The sequence below is a fragment of the Acinetobacter sp. 'aerobic (ED)' genome (assembly GCF_904886855.1).
Lineage (GTDB): Bacteria > Pseudomonadota > Gammaproteobacteria > Pseudomonadales > Moraxellaceae > Acinetobacter > Acinetobacter courvalinii.
The window spans coordinates 251,340-277,198 of sequence record NZ_CAJHGI010000002.1 but is presented as its reverse complement, the minus strand read 5'-3'; the positions used below and the strand labels follow the sequence as shown (position 1 = coordinate 277,198).

Below are 25,859 nucleotides of genomic sequence, written 5' to 3'. Positions count from 1 at the left end.
ATCCTAATAAAACAAAATGGACATTTAAAAATGGCACATCAATTTACGGTGAATGAAACAATTCATGGTGTTTCAATTGAAGACTTTTCTAGACTGGTAGCAGATACGTCATTGCATGAAGCGGTGTGTAAACGTATTCCTGGGGAAAACCTGGAAATTATTGAATCTGCGGTAAATGGCGATATTTATACCTTGCGCCGTGAATATAATCTGGATGTGAATATTCCAGATGTGGCAAAAAAATTATTAAAAAATGCATTCCGTTTAAAACGTGCTGATGTGACCCATTTAAAGAACTTAACTTCTACGGTTGAACTGGGTGCAAACCTGCCTTTGGAAGCCAAAGGTGAACGTAGTGTGACTGGCGACAGTGAAAAAGTGAATATCTCTTTAACATGGACGGTTAAAGTCAAAGTGCCATTGATTGGTGGCATGTTAGAGAAGCATGCGGAGGGTGAAATCCGTAAATTCAGCAATCTTGAAATCGAAATTGTTGCTGATGAATTAAAGAAACATCTTTAATTTTTCAATGAATAGAAGACTCTCCAATCGGGGAGTTTTTTGTTTTTAGAAGCGCAGAAAATAGGGAATAACCGAAAGGATGATCCCCATGATGCTGATCAGCGCGGTACTTTCAATCAAGTAGGTGAAAAACATCAGGACCAGACCACAGACCAAAGGCACGGTCATCTTCTGCTTTTTGCCATACAAAAAATAGCCTAAGCCAATCGAGCTAAAGATCACACCTAAAAACAGTTGCGTTGCATTCATTGGGATTTGCCCGTGTTATTTTTTTCGCAAATATATTATGACAAGATTCTTAAATGAAAATTATGGTAACTCGATAAAATATCCAATACGATAATATCCACTATTTGGTCAAAACAATTATAAGGGCGTGGGATGAGCGTAATTCTACCTGTAGCACAACGTGGTGAAGAGATTTTAAAAATTAAAGCGGCGGCAGTCGCGAACGGGGAATTCAATAGTGAATGGTTATTGCAACTGGCGTCTGCCATGCATGCGACCATGCTGGAACGCAATGGTGTTGGTATTGCAGCACCTCAAGTCTATATTTCTAAAAGATTAATTATTGTGGCATCACGCCCGAATCCACGTTATCCCGATGCACCTGAAATGGATGCGGTGGTGATGGTCAATCCTGAAATTTTAGCGTTTTCTGAAACTACCTGTTTCGGGGAAGAAGGCTGTCTAAGCGTGCCGAATGAACGGGGACAGGTCGAACGGGCACAAGCGATCAAAGTCCGTTATTACACCTTACAGGGTGAAGTGATTGAAACCGCGTTTGAAGGTTTTCCTGCACGTATTGTGCAGCATGAAGTTGATCACCTAAACGGGATTTTATTTGTTGAAAGAATAAATGAGTAGCTATAACCGGTAGCAAACGGATTGTAGTTGCAGCAATGCCGTCAGAGCTAAAATCATTACAAAAGCTATAATTTCAATATTATCAGTGTTCTGTATTATAAATTTTCACAAGATTAAAATTCGACTGTTGTAAGGCGACTGAACATGAAAACTCCGCTTCCTGATTATTTGGCTCATGTGATTGAAGCCTGCGATACAGATAACAGCGGTCATCTCGCCGATTATATTCCTGAACTGGCCAATGCCAATCCAGACCGTCTGGCGCTGGCATTATCGACTGGTGATGGTGAAATCTATTCCGTAGGAGATGCTGAGATTGAATTCACCATTCAATCGATGTCTAAACCATTTACTTATGCCTATGTGCTGCAACAGTTGGGTATTGATGCCGTATTGGAAAAAGTCGGGGTTGAACCTTCAGGGGAAGCCTTTAATGAAATTTCATTGGGAAAAGATCGCCGTCCCAAGAATCCGATGATTAATTCGGGTGCCATCACCACACATTCCTTGATTCCAAGCAAAGACGATCTGTCCGGCGCAGAAATTTTACGTCAGTTTATGAGTGAGCTGGCTGGTCGTGAACTACAATTTGATGATGCGGTATATGAATCAGAAGTAAAAACCGCTTATCGCAATCTCTCGATCGGTTATATGTTGCGAACCGTGGGGATTTTGGAATCCGATCCTGTTGATATTGTGAATGGTTATATTCGTCAATGCGCGATCTTGGTCACGGTCAAAGATCTGGTACGCATGGGCAGTGTTTTTGCCAATGGCGGAGTTGATCCTAAAACTGGAAAGCGTTTATTGAATCGTGCTGTGGTTCGCCAAGTCCTGAGTGTGATGATGAGCTGTGGGATGTACGATGCAGCGGGGGATTGGCTCACGACGGTTGGCATTCCGGCTAAAAGTGGTGTTGCAGGTGGAATCTTGGGTGTGTTGCCAGGTCAGGTCAGCATAGCGGCTTTTTCTCCTAGACTCGATGAACATGGCAATAGTGTACGTGGCATCGATATCATGGAAAGACTCTCACGTGATATGGGCTTGCATTTGATGGAAGGCACACCTTCCGCACAAACCATTGTGCAGAGTCATTATCGAACCGGAAAAGATGCGTCTTTAAGTGTCTACGTACTGCGTGGTGTATTGAAATTTACTGAAGCGGAAATGTTGTTACGGACGTTGCAATGTGAGCCAGTCGATAACAGTAGCATCGTGATTGATTTATCCCAGATTTCCCTCATTCATGATGTCGGAAAACGGATGTTTCTGGAAGGGATTGATCGCTTGATTGATGATGGTCACACCTTGTTGTTGGTTGATCCTGAGCAGCGTCTGGATAACGCAAGAACGCATAAAGATCGGGTCTTGCATGTTTATCAGAATCTTGAAGATTTGATTGAGAAGCATAAAGAGTTGTAAATGCAAAGAGCCTATATTGAAATGATATAGATTCTAAATAGCGTTTATATATTATGCTCAATATCGTTGGATGGATTTTCTTTTATGGGGGGAGAATTTAATTTAAATTGTATTTATAATGAGCCAATTAGTTTTTTGAAGAATATTTAAAATGAAAAATAAAATCCTTAGTTTAGCTTTGATGTGTGTGATTTCATCTCCACTCCTCGCTGCTCCATTTGTGCAACCTGTCATTCAGGGCAAAACTTATAGTAATGGGGAAGTACCGATACGTTCGTTGGGTAAACCGAAAAGCATTATTAAAGGTAAACCGGATGAATGTAATGGAGGTAATTTTCCTGATGAATATGATTATGGCAGTTTTAAGCTTTTAGATACGGGTGTCATTAAAGAGGTTTATTTAAGCCAGAACAATGGGCTCCTGTTCCACGGACAAAAAATTCGTAGTGGGATAGATCAAAAGAGTTTTATGCAACAATTTAAAAAATATGAATTGTGGGGAGACTCTGAAAACAAGAATATTGTTTATAGTGGGCTTGCCGAGAGTGGGAATGATTCAATAGAGTTCATGTTTAAAAATGGAAAACTTCTAAAATATAAATTGTTCTTTGATGATTGTTAATTTTTGAGAATGGCGAGTTAAAAGATCAACTAAAGGCTAAAATATAAGTGTTTTAGCCAATTTAAAAGTATTTTAGGAACTACAGAAACAATTCAAACTGAGTCGAGTCTTTTTAAAATAGATTTATAAATATGACCCCAAAGGATTATAAACAAACCTCCACAAGTGAAAGCTAAGAAGATAGCTATCGTTACATAAGAGGTTTTACTATTCGCTTCATATATTTCCAAGAGTTGGTGATCTTTCAATGTATGTTGAAATTGCCTTTTGGCAACGGAATCCACCCAAATCATATTTTTAATTATAAATTTATCGTTTATTTTTATAATATCTGCTGTTTTTATTTGGTGGTTTAAAGCTTTGTCGCGATCATGCGTACAGATAGTTTCCAAATAATTTGAACAGTCAAAAAGATAGATTCTTTTTTGATTTTCAATGATGAATATCGTATCTGACTTATTAAATTTTTTAATCCTGAATTCATAAGTGATCTGCTTATCTGTTTCCAGATGCTGATACGGTATTGGTCTAATTATCTTCTTTGGTGAGAGCAGTTTGTGAATGCTCAGGGCTATTATAAAAAGAAGAAATGCTGTAAAGATTAAAGCAAGAGTAATCGCTAATTTGTTTTTATCTTCTTGATTTAATTTGGAATATTTGATCATTTAAAGCTGGGTGCAGACGAATTTTATGAATATCAAATTTTACTACAATTCCTCAAATTTAAAAAATTAAGCTGGCGATTTTTAATGGTTAAATCTATTTAGAAACTGATATCCTAGCTATATAACTTCTATAATATTTAATTATAAGTAATAAAAAATCCCCTTGATGAGGGGATTTTTCTTTTAAAACTTACGCAATCGAATCATCTAAATTCGGTGCTAACCAACGCTTCGCTTCATCCAGTGTCCAGCCTTTACGTTTGGCATAATCCTCAAGCTGATCTTGAGAAATCTTACCTACGTTAAAATATTCACTTTCTGGATGTGAATAATAGAAACCACTGACAGAAGAAGGTGGCATCATCGCAAAGTGTTCAGTCAATTTGGTACCGATCTTCGCTTCCGAACCTAACCAGTCAAATAACACCGCCTTTTCAGAATGCTCTGGGCAAGCAGGGTAACCTGGTGCTGGACGAATACCGACATATTTCTCTTTGATCAATTCTTCATTGTTCAAAGTCTCATCGGCTTTATAGCCCCAGAACTCTTTACGGATACGCTCATGCAAATGCTCAGCAAAAGCTTCGGCAAAACGATCGGCCAATGACTGAACCAGAATGGCTGAATAATCATCACCTTTGGCTTTATATTCATTGGCCAATTCTTCCGCACCAAAGATTGATACAGTGAAACCACCGAGATAATCGGTATGGTCTTTAGAGGTGCTAATAAAGTCTGCTAGAGATAAGTTCGGTTTACCTGTCACTTTGTCAGATTGCTGACGAATATGCTCAAAGGTATGGGTAACCTTTTGACCGGCTTCATCAAACACGCTGACCGTATCCGCACCGGTACGCTGTGCAGGGTATAAACCAAATACAGCACGGGCATCGAAACGATTATTCTCGATAATGTCTTTCAGCATCGCTTGCGCTTGGTTATACAAATCAGTAGCTGCTTCACCGACCACTTCATCTGTCAGGATTTTCGGAAATTTACCCGCCAAGCTCCAAGAGATAAAGAACGGCGTCCAGTCAAAATATTCAACCAGTGTTGCCAATGGATAGTTGGTAATGACTTGCGTACCTAAGGTATTTGGAATCGGTGGCACATAGTTATCATCCACCTTGAAACCATTTTCAATCGATTCCGCATAGCTGAGTTTGGCGGCTTTCGGTTGCTTGTTAGCTAGACGCTCACGAATCTTGGCATATTCAGCACGATGCTCGGCAATAAAGTTGCCACGCATTTCTTTCGACAGCAGGGTGGTTGCAACACCGACTGCACGTGAAGCATCCGCTACATAGATCACCGCATCATTTTGATATTGTGGATCGATTTTGACGGCAGTATGTGCTTTCGACGTGGTTGCCCCACCAATCAGTAAAGGAATGTTAAAGCCTTTACGTTGCATTTCTTTGGCAACAAACACCATTTCATCCAAAGATGGGGTGATCAAACCGGAAAGGCCGATGATGTCGCATTTCTCATCAATCGCGGTTTGCAGGATTTTTTCTGCTGGTACCATCACGCCAAGGTCAACGATGTCATAACCGTTACAACCCAAGACCACACCCACGATATTTTTACCAATATCATGTACGTCACCTTTTACCGTCGCCATCAACACTTTACCTTTAGACTGGCTACCGGTTTTTTCAGCTTCGATGTACGGGTTCAGCCATGCCACGGCTTGTTTCATCACACGTGCAGATTTCACCACTTGTGGCAGGAACATTTTACCTGAACCGAACAGGTCACCGACCACGTTCATACCATCCATCAAGGCGCCTTCAATCACATCGAGTGGACGTTTGGCTTTTAAACGGGCTTCTTCGGTATCTTCATCAATATACGTGGTGATACCTTTGACTAAGGCATATTCCAGACGTTTTTCAACCGACTCGTTACGCCATTCAAGGTTCTCAGCTTCGCGTTGCGCGCCACTATGACCACGGTATTTCTCAGCCACTTCAAGCAGTTTTTCTGTGGCGTTTTGACCCGATTCACCTTGGTTCTGGTTTAGAACGACATCTTCAACAGCTTCTTTCAGTTCTTTTGGAATATCGTCATAAATTGCCATTTGACCTGCGTTGACGATGCCCATGGTCATGCCTTGCTTGATGGCATGGTACAGGAATACCGAGTGAATCGCTTCACGCACCGGTTCATTACCACGGAAAGAGAACGAAACGTTCGATACACCGCCAGAAATCATGGCATGTGGCAAGTTCTGTTTGATCCAGCCCGTAGCCTCAATAAAGTCAACGCCATAGTTGTTGTGCTCTTCGATCCCGGTTGCCACGGCAAACACGTTCGGGTCAAAAATAATATCTTCAGCAGGGAAGCCGACATCATTGACTAACACATCATAAGAACGTTTACAGATTTCACGCTTACGTGCCGCGGTATCAGCCTGACCAGCTTCATCAAAAGCCATCACAATAATGGCAGCGCCATATTGACGGCACAGGCGTGCTTTTTCGACAAACTCGTCATAACCCTCTTTTAGGGAAATCGAGTTCACCACAGGTTTACCTTGTACGCACTTCAAGCCCGCTTCAATGATTTCCCATTTTGATGAGTCAATCATGATCGGCACGCGAGAGATATCCGGTTCAGACGCCACCAGATTGAGGAAATGTACCATCGCAGTTTGCGAATCGAGCATTCCTTCATCCATGTTGATATCGATGATCTGTGCACCCGCTTCAACCTGTTGCTGAGCCACTTCCAAAGCTTCGGCAAAGTTTTCTTCACGAATCAGGCGCAGGAATTTTTTTGAACCGGTGACGTTGGTACGTTCACCAACGTTAACGAACAAAGAGTTTTCATCAATGTTAAATGGCTCTAAACCACTTAAACGGCAAGCAGGAACGGTTTCCGGCACTTGGCGTGGCTGAATATCTTTGACCGCATTATAAATGGCACGGATGTGGTCGGGTGTAGTCCCACAGCAACCACCGGTAATATTGATCAAACCGCTTTCAGCAAATTCTTTAATGAAGGCTGCGGTTTGTTCCGGGGTTTCATCATATTCACCGAAAGCATTAGGCAAGCCAGCATTCGGATGGGCAGAAATAAAGGTATCTGCAACATCAGCAATGGTTTTGATGTGTGGACGCATCGCGTCTGCACCCAAGGCACAGTTAAAACCGATCGAGAGTAAATCACCGTGACGTACCGAGTTCCAGAATGCTTCTGCAGTCTGGCCGGTTAAGGTACGCCCTGAGGCATCGGTAATGGTGCCTGAAATCATCAGTGGCAGTTCATGACCGATTTGCTTGAAGACCTCTTTTACTGCAAAGATCGCGGCTTTACAGTTCAAGGTATCGAACACGGTTTCAATCAGCAGGATGTCTGCTCCACCTTCGATCAAGGCGTGAGCAGCTTCAATATAGTTTTCTTTTAGTTCGTCAAAGGTAATGTTACGAAAGGCCGGATCATTAACATTTGGTGAAATCGAACAGGTACGTGATGTCGGACCAAGCACACCGGCAACAAAACGCGGTTTGTCTGGGGTCGAATATTTGTCACAGGCTGCACGTGCCAAGCGTGCTGCTTCACGGTTGATCTCTGGTACCAGATCTTCCATGTGATAATCCGACATGGAAACGCGGGTGCCGTTAAAGCTATTGGTTTCAATAATGTCCGCGCCAGCATCTAGGTAGGCTTCATGAATGCCCTGAATAATCTGTGGTTGTGTCAGAACTAATAAATCATTATTGCCTTTCAGGTCTGATGCCCAGTCTGCAAAGCGTTCACCACGATAATCTGCTTCTTCTAGTTTATGGCGTTGAATCATGGTTCCCATTGCACCATCAATAATCAGGATGCGTTGGGCAAGAAGTGATTGTAGGGTGGTAAGCGTGGACATTCAGAAACCCCGGTCGATGATGAAGATAAAAAGCAGGGGCATTGTAACAGAAGCTAGGTCAAAGCGCGTATTTTCAACAACTCAGAACAGTGATTCATCGGGTCATTTCGAAAATGTCATAAAATGTTCATTCAATTGTCATAATCGAACGGAATAATGCTTAAAAAGCCAACAAATTAATCAGAATGTGACAAAAATATGTCATCTTTCGTAGCATTTGTTGCAAAATCAGACAAACAGTTTGGTTGGATGTGATATCTTTGTAAGCTATTGTTTTTATTTTATTAAATTTTAAAACAGGATAAAATTATCGTAAAAAAAACCTTAAAAACGCTATAAAAATATGAAATTTTGGCTTTATATGACAGTCCTTTGTCATATAATTGTCATAATTTAATTAAACAATACAGAGGATTTTATTATCCTCTCACCGTCTACATGAATTCTAATCTTCCTCCTGTTTCGGATTCACCGCTTGCCAGTTCTCAGGCAAAATCGACGAATGTACATGTACCTACACCGAAATTTTTTATGCCGGTGTTTTTGACAATTATTGTTGCAACACTGGTTTATATCGGTTTTCAGTTAAGTGCTGATCTGGCACATGTACCGCCGTTAAGCTTATATTCAGTTATTCTTTTATCGACGGCACTTTTCATCGCTTTAGGCTTTGAATTTGTAAATGGTTTTCACGATACGGCAAATGCTGTAGCGACGGTTATTTATACCAATGCTTTGCCTGCACCGGCAGCAGTGATGTGGGCTGGCTTCTGTAACTTCCTTGGGGTTATGGTGGCGAGTGGTGCGGTTGCATACGGTATTATTGCATTACTTCCTGTAGAAATGATCATGAATGTCGGCAGTGGTGCTGGCTTCGCGATGGTTTTTGCATTGTTAATCGCGGCGATTCTGTGGAATCTGGGCACGTGGTTCTTGGGAATTCCTGCATCAAGTTCACATACTTTAATCGGTTCGATTTTAGGTGTGGGCATCATGAATCATATCTTGAATGCGTCTGCTGGAGCGACCAGTAGTGGCATTGATATTGATCAGGTGATTAAGGTGGGTAAGGCGTTATTATTCTCGCCATTGATCGGTTTTGCTTTTGCAGCCGTTCTATTCTTACTGGTGAAGAAGGTCTTTAAACGTCAAATGGAGCTGTTTCAGCCACCAGAAGGCAATAAGCCACCACCTCCACTGATTCGTGCAATCCTGATTTTTACCTGTACTGGCGTAAGTTTTGCGCATGGTTCAAACGACGGTCAAAAAGGCATGGGTTTAATCATGTTGATCCTGATCGGCTTGGTACCATTGGCTTACTCATTGAACAAAAATCTGGATGCACAACATTTACAGTCTTTTGAGCAACTTTCTACTCAGACTGCGGTCGTTTTGAATGTGAATCAAAACGAGCTGACCGATGAAAAAGCACGTGATGTATTAACCAAATATATCCAGACCAAAGAGCAAACCGCTGAAGTTGTTCCTGCACTTGCAAGCATGACTTCTCATATCGGTACACGTGTTGCAGGCTATGGTGATCTTAAATTGATTCCAGAAGCGGCAGTCAGTGAAATCCGTAATGACATGTATTTGAGCACCACGACATTCAAACGTTTAGACAAGGCTGAAGCTTTACCAGCAATGGATGAAAGTCAGGCCAAAGTGGTCAAAGAATATCGTAATAGCCTGGATTCATTCCTGCAGTACATTCCAAACTGGGTTAAAGTTGCAGTAGCACTGGCACTGGGTCTGGGTACAATGGTGGGCTGGAAACGTATTGTAGTGACAGTGGGTGAACGTATTGGTAAGAACCATATGACGTATGGTCAGGGCATGTCTGCTGAACTTGTGGCAATGAGTACCATTGCTGCGGCTGATGGTTTAGGTATGCCGGTATCAACCACTCACGTATTAAACAGTGCAGTTGCAGGTACCATGGTCGCGAATAAGTCCGGTTTAAACTTCAATACTGTGAAAACCATTCTTTCTGCATGGGTGTTCACTTTACCGGCAACGATTGCATTGTCTGGTGGTCTGTACTGGTTGTTCTTACAGTTTGTCTAATGATGCTGAATCATTAGATTCGAATAAAATTTAAAGGCTTTGCTATGGCAAGGCCTTTTTTTATGGGTGTTGATTGATGATATAGACAAACATGTGCTTCTGAAGGCTCTATCAAAGCCTACAAGGCGATTTAACCTTAGCAGTACAAAAGGGATGGTGATCTGGTGAAATGGCGTAGGAGCGGCTTTAGGTGGGGATGTTGCAGGTAAAAATTCACTACCGTCTAGGTTTCGACGGCTATTCTTGAAGATGGCCCCAATAAAAGCGTTTTATTCCCCAAAAGAGGAATATTTTTTAAAGCATTTATCCGTTAGTATCAATAGACAGATCGTGCCAGGTTGTGCTGACCTATCTCAATAAGAGCGATAATTTTGTTGTTTTACACTCCGCCATTCTCTAGGGAATGGCTTTTTTTGTTCCTGTTAAAATAAGAGCCATAAAAAAAGAGCTATCGAAATAGCTCTTTTTTTATGGCTCAAGACAATTAAGCTTGTTGAATTCCCGCAACCACCCAGTCTTGTTGTGAACCGGCAGGTTTTACAAAATGCCAGATTTCAGTAAAGGGTTGTGGCAAGCTATTCAAATCTTCACTTACTGTGCCGGTAAAGCGTACGCTCACCACATATTGACCATTTTCCGTAGTACTTTCGACCACCATCGCATTCAGATTGCTAAACTCGGCAACATCCTGATCCTGATTGGCCATGATATCGCTGTGCATTGAACTATAAAGCTCAGGGGTTAAATAACGACGGATTTCCTCAATATTGCTGGCGCTGTTAACCGATTGAATATGGTTAAAACGTTGACGGGCAATACGTAAGAATGCAGCAGGTTCAGTCCCATCTGGTAATTGATTGCCACTGCTCATAGACGCACCGCCAAATGGCGCTTGAGGCGCAGCGCTACCACCAGCGACAGACTGACCAAAGATATTGGTATTATCCGCTGATTGACGTGGTGCTGCTTGAGGTGGAACCTGACGGCCAAAGTTGTTTTGACCGCCATTGTTAGGCGCGTAAGGGTTATTGCTGACTAATTTTTTTTTTGCGCCCAATTTGCGAAACACAAAGAAGGCGATGGCAGCAGCAAGAAGGACCCAGATCCAGCCAGGAATTCCACCTTTTTCTTCCTGTTGCTGTTGTGCTTGCTGAGCAGCTTGTTCTTGCTCAGTCGTAGTCGGGTTATGTTGTTTGTCATCCGCCAATGCATTGGCAGCTACAGCACCAACGGCTGCACCTGCGACACCCGCAGCAACCATAGAGCCCACACCTGGACCTGATCGTTGAGGCGCAGTCTGTTGTTGAGGCGCTGGCGCTGCTTGACGTGACGGCTGGTAAGATTGGCTAGATGAACTAGATCTGCTCATGCCATGGCTTTTACCGCCACCTGCACGTTTTGCTTCCGCAAGCGGTGCAGCGACCAAAGTTGCCATCAAAAGAGCTGCCATCAAGCCACGCTGGTGTACTTGCATCGAAATTTCCTATTTAAATTCAATTTGTAAATGTATTTATGAAGGTATTTACATCGAATTTCAACTAGAAAAGTATGTTTTTTTATGTCAGACGCGGGTTATAGCTCATCACTGAGCTGCATGGCTTCGGTTAAGGCTTCATGCAAACGTGCCACAGCAATGATTTGGACCCCATCAACTGGTTTTTGTGGTGCATTACCTCGCGGTAAAATCACATACTTAAAGCCATGTTTGGCGGCTTCTTTTAGGCGTTCCTGACCATTCGGTACAGGACGAATTTCACCTGAAAGACCGACTTCACCAAAGACCGCCAATTGCTGTGGTAAGGCTTTGCCTCTTAGGCTGGACGCACAGGCCAGTAGTACCGCTAAGTCAGAACCGGTCTCGGTAATTTTTAAACCACCGACCACATTGACATATACATCTTGTCCTGAAGTTTGAACTCCACCATGTCGGTGCATCACCGCCAAGAGCATGTTTAAGCGGTTTTGCTCCAAACCGAGTGCCACGCGACGTGGCTGCCCATGGGCATCATCCACCAGTGCCTGAACTTCGACCAGAAGTGGACGAGTACCTTCACGGCTAATCATCACGATTGAACCCGGAATGGCTTCATCATAACGGCTCAGGAAAATCGCGGATGGATTGGCAACTTCACGTAGGCCTTTATCGGTCATGCCGAATACGCCCAGTTCATTGACTGCACCAAAACGGTTCTTGACCGCACGGATCATACGGTAGCGCGAATCGGATTGGCCTTCAAAATACAGCACACAATCGACCATATGTTCTAAAACACGTGGACCTGCCAGCGCGCCTTCTTTGGTCACGTGACCCACAAGGAATAAAGCCGTGCCGCTATTTTTGGCAAAACGGGTCAGTAACGCTGCAGATTCACGAATTTGCGATACGCCGCCTGGCGCTGACTGTAAGGTTTCGGTATACAGCGTCTGAATCGAATCCAGAATTGCAACAGCAGGGCGTTCTTGAGCCAGTACTTCACAAATGCGTTCGACACAGGTTTCAGCCATGACTTTCAGCGAATCGGTCGGCAGGTCGAGGCGCTGGGCACGCAAGGCAACCTGTGACAGGGATTCCTCACCGGTGACATATAACGCAGAACTTTTCTTGCTGGCCATATGGGTTGCGGTTTGCAACAGGATAGTTGACTTACCAATCCCTGGGTCACCGCCAATCAAGACCACTGAACCCGTCACCAGTCCGCCACCCAAGACCCGGTCAAACTCGCTAATCCCGGTTTGCAGACGGGTTTCCTGTGAAACCGAGATCTGGTTAAGTGTAGTCAGATTCGCCACTTGCCCGGCATAACCTCCGCCCATCTTAGGCTGGCCACGATGTGTCACCACCGGTTCAACACGGACTTCGAGCAGGCTATTCCATTCACCACACTCTGAACATTGACCTGCCCATTTCGGATGATCTGCACCACATTGTTCACATCTGTAAACGGATTTAATTTTTGCCATAAGATAAAATTGAAAACTTTCTTAAAATTAGATAAAAAAGAATCAGGACGAAAAATTTCTAAACATGTCCATCGTTGTTTAAGGAATAACAAAACGAAGACGGCATGATTTCGTCGCAGATTGGTTAAAGGGAAGTGCTCAGAAAAATAACATGATATACGACTTTTACAAGTTATAGACCGTGTGTTTTTAGCAATCGCTTTTTTTGTTCAATTCACTTTTTCCATGGATGGTGTTGGTGTATTTGCTTATTTGTTGTCAGGAGATTTTGATCGAATGGCATAGATATTGCTCATGCTCAGACGAATGAAAAATTCAACAGTGACTATCTTTTCAAAATATATAATAAAGGTTGATGTCTATGAGTGCAGCAGAGATTGTAAATTGGGTAAATGGAATTATCTGGAGTCCAGCGCTAATCTATTTATGCCTCGGTGCTGGTTTATTTTTTTCTATTTTAACTCGGTTTGTACAGGTTCGTCAGATCAAGGAAATGGCGAAACTGTTAATTAATGGTTCCTCCTCCGCACAGGGAATTTCTTCATTTCAGGCCTTGTCGGTCTCTTTATCGGGACGTGTCGGGGTGGGTAATATTGCCGGTGTGGCAGCAGCGATTGGCTTCGGTGGCCCAGGCGCGGTGTTCTGGATGTGGCTGGTGGCATTTCTCGGTGCCAGTACGGCCTATGTCGAATCCACCCTCGGTCAAATTTACAAGGTTGAATATCAGGGGCAATATCGTGGTGGTCCTGCTTTTTACTTTGACCGGGGTTTAGGCCAGCGTTGGTTAGGGATTCTGTTTGCGATTGCTGCCATTGTTTCTTGTGGTCTGTTTTTGCCGGGAATTCAGGCCAATGCCGTCGGGAACGCCTTTACCCAGATTACCGGACAGGGTGCCATTGTTTTTGGCGATATCGGTGTATTCAAATTGCTGGCGCTGATTGTGGTAGTGTCTCTGCTGTCGATCATTATTTTTGGCGGCATTAAGCGGATTGCCCGCTTCGCAGAGCTGGTGGTACCTTTTATGGCGCTGGGTTATATCCTGATGGCGGTGATTATTGTAGTCATGAACATTCAGGAATTGCCTGGGGTAATCAAGCTCATTTTTACAGATGCTTTTTCACCGATGGCAGGGATTGGTGCTGCAATTGGTTGGGGAGTAAAACGTGGTGTTTATTCCAATGAAGCGGGGCAAGGCACAGGGCCACATGCTGCTGCAGCTGCAGAAGTGCAACATCCGGCACAGCAAGGCTTTGTACAGGCTTTCTCGATTTATGTAGATACCCTGTTTGTATGTTCGGCAACGGCCTTTATGATCCTGATTACAGGCATGTATAACGTACAAGGCACTTTAGAAGCCGGGCAGTTTATTGTGCAGCATGTTTCGCCGGCAACCGAAATCGGTTCACCTGCATTTACCCAAATAGCAGTCAGCACAGTTTTTGGAGGTTTTGGTCAAATCTTTGTAGCGCTGGCTGTATTCTTCTTCGCATTTACCACGATTGTAGCTTATTACTATATTGCAGAAACCAATATTACCTATCTGAGCTATATCACCAAAACACCTTCACTGCTGTTTATTACCAAGTGTTTTATTATTCTTTCAGTTGCCTACGGCATTATCAGTGCAACCGGTTATATCTGGGGTATCGGTGATATTGGGGTAGGCCTCATGGCCTGGATCAATATTATTGGCATTATCGTGACCTATTTTGTGTGGAAACCGACCATCAAAGCCTTGAAGGATTACGAAGAGCAACAGAAAGCAGGGGTTAAGGAGTTCGTCTTCGATCCGGTGAAACTCGGCATCCGTAATGCAACCTTCTGGGAAGAGCGTCTTAAACGTAAACAGCAGTCAAGATCTGATGATTAAGTTATAAATTCATTTTTGTATAGCCAAGAAGTGGCCTTGATCGCCACTTCTTTTTTTATTTCTGCTTGTTTTCAGGATGACTAAGTTGCCCGCACAAGTTCATTGTATTGTTTTGGCCTTGTGCGTATGATCGAATTCAATTGTATTTTGACAAATACAGGTACAACATTACTTAGCTAAAACAAGCCCAAGCATGGATAGCGAAAAAAGATACTGAAAAGGGTATGTATCGTTATAAACAGCTGGTTTTAGCTAAGGGATTAAAAACACTGGAGAGTTTTTGTAAAATGTCGAATCAAAATCTGAGTGAGGCTGCTGAGCAAAGCGGACTTCACCGTAGTCTATCTAATCGACATCTACAGTTGATTGCGATTGGCGGTGCAATCGGAACAGGATTGTTCATGGGGTCTGGTAAAACCATCAGTTTGGCTGGGCCATCTATCCTGTTTATTTATATGACCATTGGTTTGATGGTGTTCTTCGTAATGCGTGCATTAGGGGAACTGTTACTGTCTAACCTGAACTACAAATCTTTTATCGATTTATCGACCGATCTGATCGGCCCTTGGGCGGGTTATTTTGTCGGCTGGACCTACTGGCTCTGTTGGGTCACCATCGGTATCGCTGATTTATCGGCCATTATTTACTATCTGGAGTTCTTTAATGGCGGAGAGTCGTTTACACCATTAGGCGGGTTGCTGATTAGTACGGTCGCGATCATGTTTGTACTGGGCCTGAATCTGGTCACCGTTAAATTATTCGGTGAAATGGAGTTCTGGTTTGCAATGGTGAAGATTACTGCAATTATTGTGTTGATTGCGGTGGGCCTATGGATGATCTTTACCGGCTTTACCAATGCTTCAGGAACAGTCGCAAGTGTTTCAAATCTCTGGACTCATGGCGGCATGTTCCCGAAAGGTCTGGAAGGGTTTTTAGCAGGCTTCCAGATTGCAATTTTCGCCTTTGTCGGGGTGGAACTGGTCGGTACCACGGCTGCTGAAACGCAAGATCCAAAACGTAACTTACCAAAAGCGATTAACTCGATTCCGATCCGTATCATTATTTTCTATGTATTGGCCTTGTTTGTGGTGATGTGTGTGACGCCTTGGGATCAGATCAATCCTAAAGTCAGCCCATTCGTTAATATCTTCTCACAAGCAGGTATTGCATCTGCTGCGATTATCATGAATTTGGTGGTGTTGTCTTCGGTGATGTCATCCATGAACAGTGGTGTTTTCTCGACCAGTCGTATGTTGTTTGGTCTATCTACAGATCAACAAGCGCCTAAACTGTTTGGAAAACTGTCTAAATCGGCTGTTCCGTCTAAAGCATTGATCTTCTCGTCAATCTGTATCTTTATCGGTGCATTTGTGCAGTTTGTTTATAAGTTGCAGACCGGTACCAATGATGAAGTAACAGCATTTACGCTTGCAACAACGCTATCAACCATTCTGTTCATCTGCGTATGGATCATTATCATGTGGAGTTATATTAACTACCGCAGAAATCGTCCAGAGTTGCATGCGCAATCAAGCTTTAAACTTCCAGGTGGCGTGTTCACTTGCTGGGTCGTGATTTTATTCTTCCTTGCAACAATTTACTTCCTTGCACTAGATGAAACCACATTAGAATCGCTCAAAGTCAGCCCGATCTGGTTTGTCATTCTGGCGATTGGTTATTTCTTCTATAGAAAAAAATAAGCATTAACCATGTTGATTGCTAAAAACGCCGACCTCGAGGTCGGCGTTTTTTTAGGGTTATTGCCTGATTCATTCAAGTTTAGACTTTAGCCAATCCAATGATCACGCTATACTGCTCCGAATTGTAAAAGTTAGGTGCTCAGATGCTTAAAGTCATTTGTTCGATCAGTTTATTATTAAGCAGTATTGTTTTAACTGCCTGTGGCCAGACGGGTGAATTGCATTTGCCATCTGATCCAAATCAAGACAAACGCGCAAAATATCTGCTTTATAAAAATGAAGCATCTCCGGCTAAAACCTCATCTGATGTAAACATTGATGAAGTAGAACAGGACAGCCAGGTAACATCATTGCCGCAATCACAGACCATCTCACCTTAAGTTTGTAAATAAGGACATCTTCATGAGTTTCACTCGCATTAATGGAGTATTGCACGCTGAGCAATGTTCACTGGATCAGCTCGCGCAGCAATATGGCACGCCTTTATATGTGTATTCAAAAGCCACTTTTGAAAAGCATTATTTGGATATGCATCGTGCTTTTGATTTTATTGATCATCAAATCTGTTTTGCAGTGAAGTCAAACTCAAATCTGGCTGTTCTTCGTGTATTGGCAAAAGTGGGTGCGGGTTTTGACATCGTGACAGGTGGCGAATTGGCACGGGTACTGGCAGCCGGTGGTGAACCTGCAAAAATTGTTTTCTCCGGTTTGGGTAAATCTGAAGCCGATATCGAAAAAGCTTTAAATGTTGGGATTGCCTGCTTCAATGTGGAGTCGCATGCCGAACTGGACCGCATTCAGAAAGTCGCAGCAAAACTTGGCAAAAAAGCACCGATTTCGTTACGTGTAAATCCTGATGTGGATGCCAATACGCATCCTTATATCTCAACCGGTTTGAAAGAAAACAAGTTTGGTATTCCAAGCGATACGGTCAATGAAACCTATCAATATGCAGCGTCATTACCGAATCTGGAGATTGTCGGAATCGATTGCCATATCGGTTCGCAGTTGACGGAAACGCAACCCTTTGTCGATGCACTGGATCGTGTCATTTTAATGATCGAGCAGTTGAAAAGTCTGGGGATCAACCTCAAACATATTGATATTGGCGGTGGTTTGGGCGTGCGTTATAAAGATGAAACGCCGCCAAGTGTTGAAGAATATGCCAATGCCATGCGTCCTGCTTTAGAAAAGCTGGGCCTCAAAGTCTATATGGAGCCGGGGCGTAGTATTTCTGCCAATGCGGGCGCATTATTAACCAAAGTGGATTTACTCAAACCAACCAGTCACCGTAACTTTGCCATTATTGATGCGGCGATGAATGATTTAATTCGTCCTGCCTTATATGAAGCATGGATGGATATTCAATCGGTGAATCCGAGTGCTGATGTTGAAGTGAAAACATGGGATTTGGTCGGTGCCATCTGTGAAACAGGCGATTTCCTCGGTAAAGAGCGTGATTTGGCGCTTCAGGAAAATGATGTACTGGCGGTGCTGGGTGCCGGTGCATACGGTTTTGTGATGAGCTCTAATTATAATACCCGTGGCCGAGCTGCCGAAGTGATGGTCAGTGGTGATCAAGCCTATTTAATTCGTGAGCGTGAAACCATAGAATCACTTTGGGAAAAAGAACATTTATTGCCTGAGGAATAAGTTGAGATGTATTTAGAATTTACCAAAATGCATGGTTTGGGCAATGATTTTATGGTCGTTGATCTCGTTACCCAGCGCGCTTATTTAGATACAGTCACGATTCAGCGTTTGGCAGATCGTCATTTTGGGGTGGGTTTTGATCAGCTATTGATTGTTGAACCACCCGATTTACCGGACGTTGATTTTAAATATCGAATTTTCAATGCCGATGGCTCGGAAGTTGAGCAATGCGGTAATGGGGTGCGTTGTTTTGCCCGTTTTGTTCATGAGCGTCAATTGACCACCAAAACCAAAATTCGTGTGCAAACCAAAGCGGGGATTGTTGAACCTGAATTGGGTGCCAACGGTTGGGTACGCGTCAATATGGGGCAACCGAAGTTTCTTCCCGAAGAAATTCCGTTTGTGACGCAAGCGCATGAAGATATTGAAGGCTTATATGCACTTGCATTGGCAGACAATCAAAGCATTAATATTGATGTGGTGAACATGGGAAATCCGCATGCGGTAACCATCGTGCCTGATGTATTAACGGCAGATGTAGAACGTATGGGGCCACAAGTGGAATCACATGCGCGTTTCCCTGCACGTGTCAATGCGGGGTTTATGCAAATTCTGGATGAAAAGCATATCCGTTTACGTGTGTATGAACGAGGTGTTGGCGAGACGTTGGCCTGTGGTACAGGGGCTTGCGCAGCCGCAGTCAGTGGGATGCGCCGTGGCTTACTTGCCAATGAAGTTGAAGTTCAACTTGCGGGCGGTAAATTACACATTGCTTGGCGTGAAGGGGATGTGGTGTGGATGACAGGTCCAACCACGCATGTCTATGATGCCCGTCTGGATTTAAGATATTTTCAGGGGTGATCAACCCAGATAAAAAAAGCGCGTTTTTAAAATGCGCTTTTTTTATGCTTTATCGTTTACTCAATGCCAGCTTGAGAGCAAACAGGATAAATACACTGCCTGTGATCCGATCCATATATTGAATAAATTTGGGTTGTTTTAAATAGGCTGAAATGGACTGCATTGCAACAGTCAGGAATATCGACCAGAACAACCCAATCACCACATGAATCATCACCAAGCCCATGGTCCAGATGATTGGAGATGAGGACTGGGGAATAAACTGCGGTAAAAAGGAAATATAAAAAATACCGACTTTAGGATTAAGCAAATTGCCCCAAAAACCTTTGATAAACCAGTTTTGCGCCGTCGTAGAATCATTCAGACCAGCGAGTTGGCTACGAGGTTTTAAGATCAGATTGAGTCCTAACCAGGCCAGATAAATGGCGCCCATCCATTTTAAAAGATTAAAGGCCAGATCCGAGGTCATCAATAAGGCGCCCAATCCACAGGCCACAATAACTCCCCACACGATACAACCCAGATTAATCCCCAAGGCCGCTTGAAATGCTTTGGCCTTACCTTCAAGCGTTGCGGTACGGATAATCAGCGTGGTATCAAGCCCGGGGGTAATGGTCAGCAGGGTAATTGCGATCAGATAGGGAATAAGCATTGTTGTCATGATGAGGCCACCACTTAAAACTTGAAAAATGATTGTAGTACAGTGCACTACATTGTTCGAGCAGGTTTAGCAGGAATCGAGGGAAAAATTTGCTAGACTGTCGCTAGGTCTTGTTTTCAGCATGGAGCGTTATTTGGAAACCCCTGCAAAACTTCTATCGATGTGGTTAAAAGAACGGATGATTCAAAATCAGTCGGAACATACCATTGCGGCCTATCAACGCGATTTGACTGATTTTTTCCGGTTTTGTGAACAAAAGCAATTACAGCTCCAGGATATTGAAGCTTCAGACCTGAGAGAATATTTGGCTGCCCGGGTTGAGCGGGATCAATTGAGTTCCAGCACTTTACAGCGACATTTGACTTCTATTCGCCAATTTATGAAGTGGGCGGAGCAAGGACAATATCTGGAGCAGAATCCATCTGAAGATTTTAAATTAAAGCGCCAGCCACGTCCCTTACCGGGCATGATTGATATTGAGACGGTTCATCAAATTCTAGATCAGGCTGCCCCCGAAAAACCTGTTGAGCAGCAATTATGGCTACGCGATAAAGCCATGCTGGAACTGCTATATTCCAGTGGTTTGCGTCTGGCAGAATTGCAAGGCTTAAGCATCAAGGATATTGATTTCAATCGGCAGTTATTACGTATCACAGGTAAAGGCAATAAAACCCGCATAGTCCCATTTGGAAGCAAAGCTAAAGACAGTCTGGTGGAATGGCTAAAAATCTATCGGATCTGGCAAGGTGGCTTTCATGCGGATTCTGCGGTTTTTATCTCGCAACGCGGCAATGCCTTAACACCACGACAAATTGAAAATCGGGTCAAGCTACAAGCGCAACGTGCAGGTGTCAATGTCGACCTGCATCCGCATTTATTACGGCATTGTTTTGCCAGTCATATGCTTTCTGCCAGTGGCGATTTACGTTCTGTGCAGGAAATGTTGGGACATAGCAATCTTTCCACCACCCAGATCTATACCCATGTCGACTTTGATCAGTTGGCAAAAGTGTATGATCAAACCCATCCACGGGCGCAAAAGGCGAGTTCCTGATATATTATGTTGCAAATTTGAACGATTAATCGTCGTCTACTTTTCCCGTTTATTCCGTACATTTGTTGAATTGATGTTATTACTTAATTGCCACGTTTTTATAAAAGCGAAAAGGCAACCAAATTTGCAGGAAACGATCCGTTACAGATCGTTGCAATCCTGATGAAAAATGCTGGTTTAGATCGTTGAATTTTATAAAATATTAAAAAAATCAAAGTTTAATATTCATCATCTTGATGAGCTAAATAAATAGAATGAATCATTATTTTCAATTTGTGAACTGAGCGTTTCATGTTTTTTATAGCTGTAGCGGAAATTGTGACTTGACCGAAATGCCAAATACATTGCAAGATAGGGCACCTAAAAAGTTTCAATCGAAGAGTTAGAATACTCTTCATTACATTTACTTGCTTAGAACAGCCGAGGATTACATGAAGGCTCTTGTCGCTGTAAAACGTGTGGTTGATGCCAACGTTAAAGTTCGTGTTAAGCCGGACAATAGTGGGGTTGACCTTACCAACGTTAAGATGTCAATCAACCCATTCTGTGAAATCGCAGTGGAAGAAGCGGTTCGCTTAAAAGAAAAAGGAACAGTTTCTGAAATCGTTGTGGTTTCAGTGGGTGCTAAAGAAGCTCAAGAACAAATTCGTTCTGCAATGGCGCTAGGTGCTGACCGTGGTATTTTAGTTGAAACTGCTGATGAAGTTGGCGCTCTTGAAGTTGCTAAAATCTTGAAAGGCGTAGTTGATGCTGAAAAACCGGAACTTATTCTTCTTGGTAAACAGGCAATTGATGACGACTCTAACCAGGTAGGTCAGATGCTTGGTGCTTTACTGGGTGCAGGTCAAGGTACTTTCGCATCTGAAGTTAAAGTTGACGGCGGTAAAGTTCAGGTAACTCGTGAAATCGACGGTGGTTTACAAACTGTTGAGCTTGCACTTCCTGCAATCATCACGACTGACTTACGTTTGAATGAGCCACGTTATGCTGCTCTTCCAAACATCATGAAAGCGCGTAAAAAGCCACTTGATACCAAATCACCTGCTGATTATGGCGTTGCAACAGGTACTAAGCTTAAAACAATTAAAGTTGAAGCTCCTGCTGAACGTAAAGCTGGCGTACAAGTGAAGTCTGTAGACGAGCTTGTTGAAAAATTGAAAAACGAAGCGAAAGTGATCTAATACAGAAGGATAAAATCATGAGTATTTTAGTTATCGCTGATCACAACAACCAGACACTTAACGGTGCAACTTTAAACGTTGTTGCGGCAGCTCAAAAAATCGGTGGTGATATTACTGTATTGGTTGCTGGTTCTGGCGCTCAAGCAGTTGCAGACGCTGCTGCTAAAGTTGCTGGTGTGAGCAAAGTATTACTTGCTGACAATGCTGCTTATGCAAACCAATTGGCTGAAAACGTTGCTGGCTTAGTTGCCGACATCGCGAAAGGCGGTTACAAATACGTATTAGCTGCATCTACAACAACGGGTAAGAACATTCTTCCACGTGTTGCTGCACTTCTTGACGTTAGCATGATTTCAGACATCATCGCTGTTGAATCTGCAAATACATTCAAGCGTCCGATCTATGCGGGTAACGCGATTGCAACTGTTCAATCTGACGAAGCAATCATCGTGGGTACCGTTCGCGGTACAGCATTTGATGCAGTTGCTGCTGAAGGTGGTTCTGCTGCGGTTGAAGCGGTTGCTGAAGCAAAAGACGCTGGTATTTCTACCTTTGTAAACGAAGAAATCGTGAAACTTGATCGTCCAGAGTTAACTGCTGCACGTATCGTGGTTTCTGGTGGTCGTGGTGTAGGTTCTGGTGAGAACTATCACAAAGTCCTTGATCCATTAGCTGACAAGCTTGGTGCTGCTCAAGGTGCTTCACGTGCTGCGGTAGATGCTGGCTTCGTACCAAACGATTTCCAGGTTGGTCAAACGGGTAAAATCGTTGCGCCTGATCTTTATATGGCGATTGGTATCTCTGGTGCGATTCAGCACTTGGCAGGTATGAAAGACTCTAAAGTGATTGTTGCAATCAACAAAGACGAAGAAGCGCCGATCAACAGCGTTGCTGACTACTGGTTAGTCGGTGATTTAAACACTGTTGTTCCAGAATTGGTAAGCAAACTGTAATTTATAGTCTGCTACTTATTCAAGAAAACGCCCTTGTGCTATACATTGCACAAGGGCGTTTTTTATTGGATAGATGATGAATATTGATTCTGCTGCTACGATGGATGCACAGCATTTGCATGGTTCGCTGGTCAGCTTGGCACGTGCAGATATGGCGCGGGATTACTTATGTATTCGGGCGAAAAACCAGCATGGGCTAGCGAATATTCAAGTGAACCAGTTGCATATGGGCATGATTCTGCATGGGCAGAAACAATTAACGCTGCATCATCAACAGGTGAATCTCAGTGCGGGTGACCTGTTTATTATCAAGCCCGATACTGTTGCCGATACCGTCAATATTCCAGATCCGGAAACGGGCGAATATCTAACCATTCTGGTGCCGATGTGTGAAGAGGTGATTCAGGCTGCACAGATGATCTGGGCCAAGCCGATTACCGATAAAACAGAAGCAATCTTACGGTTTTCAATCCATGATTTTGCCCCTCATCTTCTAAGCTGGCAAACCGCTTTATTTGAACAGGATCTGGTTAAGGCACGTTTGTCGATTGCAGCGATACTGGTGCAGCTATGTCAACAGCAGTGTTCCGATGTATTGATTGTTCCTGCTCCACAACTCTCCAAACGAATTTACCAGTGGGTGCTGGAGCAACCACAACATGCATGGCAATCCAGTGAAATTGAGGCGCGCCTAGGTTTAAGCAGTGCCACATTGCGGCGTAAACTCAGTCACGAACAGACGTCTTTAAGAGAAATCATTACCCGTGCCCGGCTTGCCTATGCACTAGAGTTGTTGTATTCAAACAAACTGCCGATGAAAACGATTGCAGCGAAGTCCGGTTATCAATCGGTTGCGACGTTCCGTGCCCGATTTATGCAGCGTTATCAGATTGATCCTAACGTTTTAGCTTTGTAATTCTCTAAATTGAGCGATTCACGTCGATGATTGAGCGATTTTGATCATTAGGAATGATTAGATTTAAATCAATCCAATATCGAGGTGATGGACGTGAAATTATTAAAACCGATCCTGATTGCATTATTGTTTAGTGCAGCTACTGTTCATGCTGAATCCAGTCCCCAGCTCAAGCAGGTCGCAGGATATTTTTTACAACCGATTGGAAATCTGAAAGTGACGGCGCTGTTTGATGGCGAACTTGGCTTGCCTCGTAGCGATTTGCTGGGAATTTCATCGGAAAAAGCCAACCGGTTATTTGCACAGAATTTTGTACCTGTCGATGAGCACAATCAGATCATGACTGACTTTTCGGCTTATCTGGTCCAAACTCCGACCCAGAATATTTTAATTGATGCGGGCACGTCCCAATGCTTTGGCCCAAGCTTGGGACATGTCCCGGAAAACCTGAAAAATGCAGGGGTACAGCCCGAGCAGATTGATACGATTTTGATTACCCATGCTCATCCTGATCATTTATGTGGCATTAGCCTAAACGGAAAAATGCTCTACCCAAATGCCAAGGTATATCTGGCCAAAGCGGATGTCGACTATTGGACATCAGCAGAGAACGAAGCAAAAGCCACTGATTTCTTCAAACCTTTATTTAAAATGACCCGCGATGCATTACAACCTTATCAGCAGGCAGGACAGTTGAATGCCTTTACCAAAACCTCTTTCCATGTGCCGAATGTTGAACTGATCATCACGCAGGGACATACCGAAGGCCACTCCTCTTATCTGGTAGATGGAAAAAATGGACAAAAATTTTTGGGACTGGGGGACGTGGTGCATTATGCTGCGGTGCAATTTCCGTATCCCGAAGCCAGCTATAAACCGGATACGGATTCCCGAAGTGCTATTGCAGTGCGTAAACATATCTTTGAACAAGCCTCTCAACATCAATGGTGGATTGGCGCTGCACATGTGGCTTTTCCCGGTATTGGTCATATCGGCAAGAATGCGCACGGCTATCAATGGATTCCAGCCCAATATCGCCCAGAACAGTGATGGGTGGCTTTGATTTTTTCTTCGCTGATAGCAGGTTCAAGCTTATGAGACAGAGCGTTTCCTTTATGCAACGATACTGTTGCTAATTTAACATACTGATTTAAATCGTATTAATTTAAGTTTTTCTTAATGGTTAATTTCAATTAAGCTAAAAGTGTACTGATTAGTACACTTTTGTTAGACTTTTATTTTCGCTGGTTTTTTTGTTGAATAATGAAGTTTGATTTCCGCTTAAATGGCGTTGTATTGTTTTTATTCTCCCTTTTAACTCTCACCACATTTCTAGCCATTGCCCAAAGTGCTGTACTGTTGACATGGAATGTCCATGTTCTGGAAGCTTTTCAGGCCATTGTGTTATTGGCTTGTGTTCCGTTCACCTGGTTCTATGTCAAACCCAAGACCTTAACTGAGCAGAAGAAATGGTTCTGGATCTGGGCCATGGCGTGGTGGTTGATGTTCTTTGGACGAAGCATTAGTTGGGGGCGTGATTTTTTTCCTGAAGTTCCGCATGTCTATTATCGGATCATTTCAATTTTTGTGATTGCACCTGTGGTTCTGATGCTGTTTTCTCCGCACTTAAGAGCTGAAATCAAGTATAAGTGGCAACAGCTCAAGTTGCCGTTCTGGTATTTACTGATTGCGATTTTGTCATTATTTCTGGCGGATAGTATCGAGCATCATCGCTTTATTGACACCTTGTTGCTCAGTAATTATGCCAATCAGGATATCGTGGAAGAGCTCTACGAAAATCCATTTATTCTGGCGCTGTTCTGTTCTGCTTTTTATTTTATGCAGCAGGATCGGGTGACTGAACAGGACAAGCTTATGCTGGCGATGCAATCAGAGCTTTCACCCAAGCCCTATCAATAAAAATAGAGACTTTTTAAACGGTTTAGCTCGGGGCTTAACCGATACAGAATTGCGCTCAATCAGCGACTTTTGCAACAGGTTTTGCTG

Annotated in this window: 22 protein-coding genes; 16 read left to right on the top strand and 6 right to left on the bottom strand. The window is 43.3% G+C overall.

Annotation, left to right across the window (positions count from 1 at the left end; translation table 11 throughout):
• Window positions 1-30: 30 nt before the first annotated feature.
• Window positions 31-522: a DUF2505 domain-containing protein gene (locus JO943_RS04815; protein WP_005229336.1), complete on the top strand. Its 492-nt coding sequence runs from the start codon at window positions 31-33 to the stop codon at window positions 520-522.
• A 45-nt stretch (window positions 523-567) separates the two neighbouring features.
• Here JO943_RS04815 and JO943_RS04810 read toward each other — a convergent pair whose 3' ends face one another.
• Window positions 568-771 (bottom strand): hypothetical protein, encoded by a 204-nt coding sequence (locus JO943_RS04810; RefSeq protein WP_005229337.1) that lies wholly within the window; start codon window positions 769-771, stop codon window positions 568-570.
• Between the two features lie 132 nt (window positions 772-903).
• Between JO943_RS04810 and def the strand changes: the two genes are divergently transcribed.
• The 3 genes from def (at window position 904) to JO943_RS04795 (ending at window position 3,433) form a co-directional block, all read left to right on the top strand.
• Entirely contained in the window at window positions 904-1,389 is a 486-nt protein-coding gene (def, locus tag JO943_RS04805) for a peptide deformylase (RefSeq protein ID WP_005229338.1), read from the top strand.
• A gap of 144 nt (window positions 1,390-1,533) precedes the next feature.
• A complete protein-coding gene (locus tag JO943_RS04800) occupies window positions 1,534-2,811 on the top strand; it encodes a glutaminase (RefSeq protein WP_202740122.1) in 1,278 nt (425 codons plus the stop codon).
• Between the two features lie 151 nt (window positions 2,812-2,962).
• The gene (locus JO943_RS04795) at window positions 2,963-3,433 is read left to right on the top strand and encodes a hypothetical protein (RefSeq protein ID WP_202740121.1); all 471 of its coding nucleotides are present in this window, start codon (window positions 2,963-2,965) and stop codon (window positions 3,431-3,433) included.
• Window positions 3,434-3,525: 92 nt separating this feature from the next.
• Here the strand turns inward: JO943_RS04795 and JO943_RS04790 are convergent, their stop codons facing one another.
• Both JO943_RS04790 and metH read right to left on the bottom strand, forming a co-directional pair.
• The gene (locus JO943_RS04790; RefSeq protein ID WP_202740120.1) at window positions 3,526-4,098 is read right to left on the bottom strand and encodes a hypothetical protein; all 573 of its coding nucleotides are present in this window, start codon (window positions 4,096-4,098) and stop codon (window positions 3,526-3,528) included.
• A gap of 190 nt (window positions 4,099-4,288) precedes the next feature.
• The gene (gene metH / locus JO943_RS04785) at window positions 4,289-7,975 is read right to left on the bottom strand and encodes a methionine synthase (RefSeq protein WP_202740119.1); all 3,687 of its coding nucleotides are present in this window, start codon (window positions 7,973-7,975) and stop codon (window positions 4,289-4,291) included.
• Between the two features lie 438 nt (window positions 7,976-8,413).
• Here metH and JO943_RS04780 point away from each other — a divergent pair, with 438 nt between their 5' ends.
• A complete protein-coding gene (locus JO943_RS04780) occupies window positions 8,414-10,042 on the top strand; it encodes an inorganic phosphate transporter (protein ID WP_032871924.1) in 1,629 nt (542 codons plus the stop codon).
• A gap of 484 nt (window positions 10,043-10,526) precedes the next feature.
• On the opposite strand, the gene JO943_RS04775 is transcribed toward JO943_RS04780, so the two are convergent.
• Window positions 10,527-11,516, bottom strand: coding sequence for a Tim44 domain-containing protein (locus JO943_RS04775; RefSeq protein ID WP_202740118.1), 990 nt, complete (start codon window positions 11,514-11,516; stop codon window positions 10,527-10,529).
• Window positions 11,517-11,614: 98 nt separating this feature from the next.
• Window positions 11,615-13,003 carry a DNA repair protein RadA gene (radA, locus tag JO943_RS04770; protein WP_005229351.1) on the bottom strand — a complete coding sequence of 463 codons (1,389 nt, stop codon included), beginning with the start codon at window positions 13,001-13,003 and terminating at the stop codon, window positions 11,615-11,617.
• 361 nt (window positions 13,004-13,364) lie between these two features.
• Here radA and JO943_RS04765 point away from each other — a divergent pair, with 361 nt between their 5' ends.
• The 5 genes from JO943_RS04765 (at window position 13,365) to dapF (ending at window position 19,087) form a co-directional block, all read left to right on the top strand.
• The gene (locus JO943_RS04765) at window positions 13,365-14,873 is read left to right on the top strand and encodes an alanine/glycine:cation symporter family protein (protein ID WP_202740117.1); all 1,509 of its coding nucleotides are present in this window, start codon (window positions 13,365-13,367) and stop codon (window positions 14,871-14,873) included.
• Between the two features lie 287 nt (window positions 14,874-15,160).
• On the top strand, window positions 15,161-16,573 hold the full coding sequence (locus JO943_RS04760; RefSeq protein WP_032871928.1) for an amino acid permease: 1,413 nt from the start codon (window positions 15,161-15,163) through the stop codon (window positions 16,571-16,573).
• Window positions 16,574-16,716: 143 nt separating this feature from the next.
• Window positions 16,717-16,953 (top strand): LPS translocon maturation chaperone LptM, encoded by a 237-nt coding sequence (gene lptM / locus JO943_RS04755; RefSeq protein WP_202740116.1) that lies wholly within the window; start codon window positions 16,717-16,719, stop codon window positions 16,951-16,953.
• A 22-nt stretch (window positions 16,954-16,975) separates the two neighbouring features.
• Window positions 16,976-18,226: a diaminopimelate decarboxylase gene (lysA, locus tag JO943_RS04750; protein ID WP_202740115.1), complete on the top strand. Its 1,251-nt coding sequence runs from the start codon at window positions 16,976-16,978 to the stop codon at window positions 18,224-18,226.
• Between the two features lie 6 nt (window positions 18,227-18,232).
• Window positions 18,233-19,087 carry a diaminopimelate epimerase gene (gene dapF, locus JO943_RS04745; protein WP_202740114.1) on the top strand — a complete coding sequence of 285 codons (855 nt, stop codon included), beginning with the start codon at window positions 18,233-18,235 and terminating at the stop codon, window positions 19,085-19,087.
• Between the two features lie 49 nt (window positions 19,088-19,136).
• Here dapF and JO943_RS04740 read toward each other — a convergent pair whose 3' ends face one another.
• Complete coding sequence (locus JO943_RS04740) at window positions 19,137-19,748, bottom strand: LysE family translocator (RefSeq protein WP_202740113.1); 612 nt, start codon at window positions 19,746-19,748, stop codon at window positions 19,137-19,139.
• A gap of 160 nt (window positions 19,749-19,908) precedes the next feature.
• Between JO943_RS04740 and xerA the strand changes: the two genes are divergently transcribed.
• From xerA to JO943_RS04710, 6 genes are all read left to right on the top strand, one after another.
• On the top strand, window positions 19,909-20,802 hold the full coding sequence (gene xerA, locus JO943_RS04735) for a site-specific tyrosine recombinase/integron integrase (protein WP_162137922.1): 894 nt from the start codon (window positions 19,909-19,911) through the stop codon (window positions 20,800-20,802).
• Window positions 20,803-21,233: 431 nt separating this feature from the next.
• The gene (locus JO943_RS04730; RefSeq protein WP_004771287.1) at window positions 21,234-21,983 is read left to right on the top strand and encodes an electron transfer flavoprotein subunit beta/FixA family protein; all 750 of its coding nucleotides are present in this window, start codon (window positions 21,234-21,236) and stop codon (window positions 21,981-21,983) included.
• A gap of 17 nt (window positions 21,984-22,000) precedes the next feature.
• Window positions 22,001-22,936: an FAD-binding protein gene (locus tag JO943_RS04725; RefSeq protein ID WP_004771288.1), complete on the top strand. Its 936-nt coding sequence runs from the start codon at window positions 22,001-22,003 to the stop codon at window positions 22,934-22,936.
• Between the two features lie 76 nt (window positions 22,937-23,012).
• Entirely contained in the window at window positions 23,013-23,852 is an 840-nt protein-coding gene (locus tag JO943_RS04720) for a helix-turn-helix domain-containing protein (protein WP_202740112.1), read from the top strand.
• An 87-nt stretch (window positions 23,853-23,939) separates the two neighbouring features.
• A complete protein-coding gene (locus JO943_RS04715) occupies window positions 23,940-24,902 on the top strand; it encodes an MBL fold metallo-hydrolase (RefSeq protein WP_413814524.1) in 963 nt (320 codons plus the stop codon).
• 213 nt (window positions 24,903-25,115) lie between these two features.
• A complete protein-coding gene (locus JO943_RS04710) occupies window positions 25,116-25,772 on the top strand; it encodes a hypothetical protein (RefSeq protein ID WP_202740110.1) in 657 nt (218 codons plus the stop codon).
• Window positions 25,773-25,859: the final 87 nt, after the last annotated feature.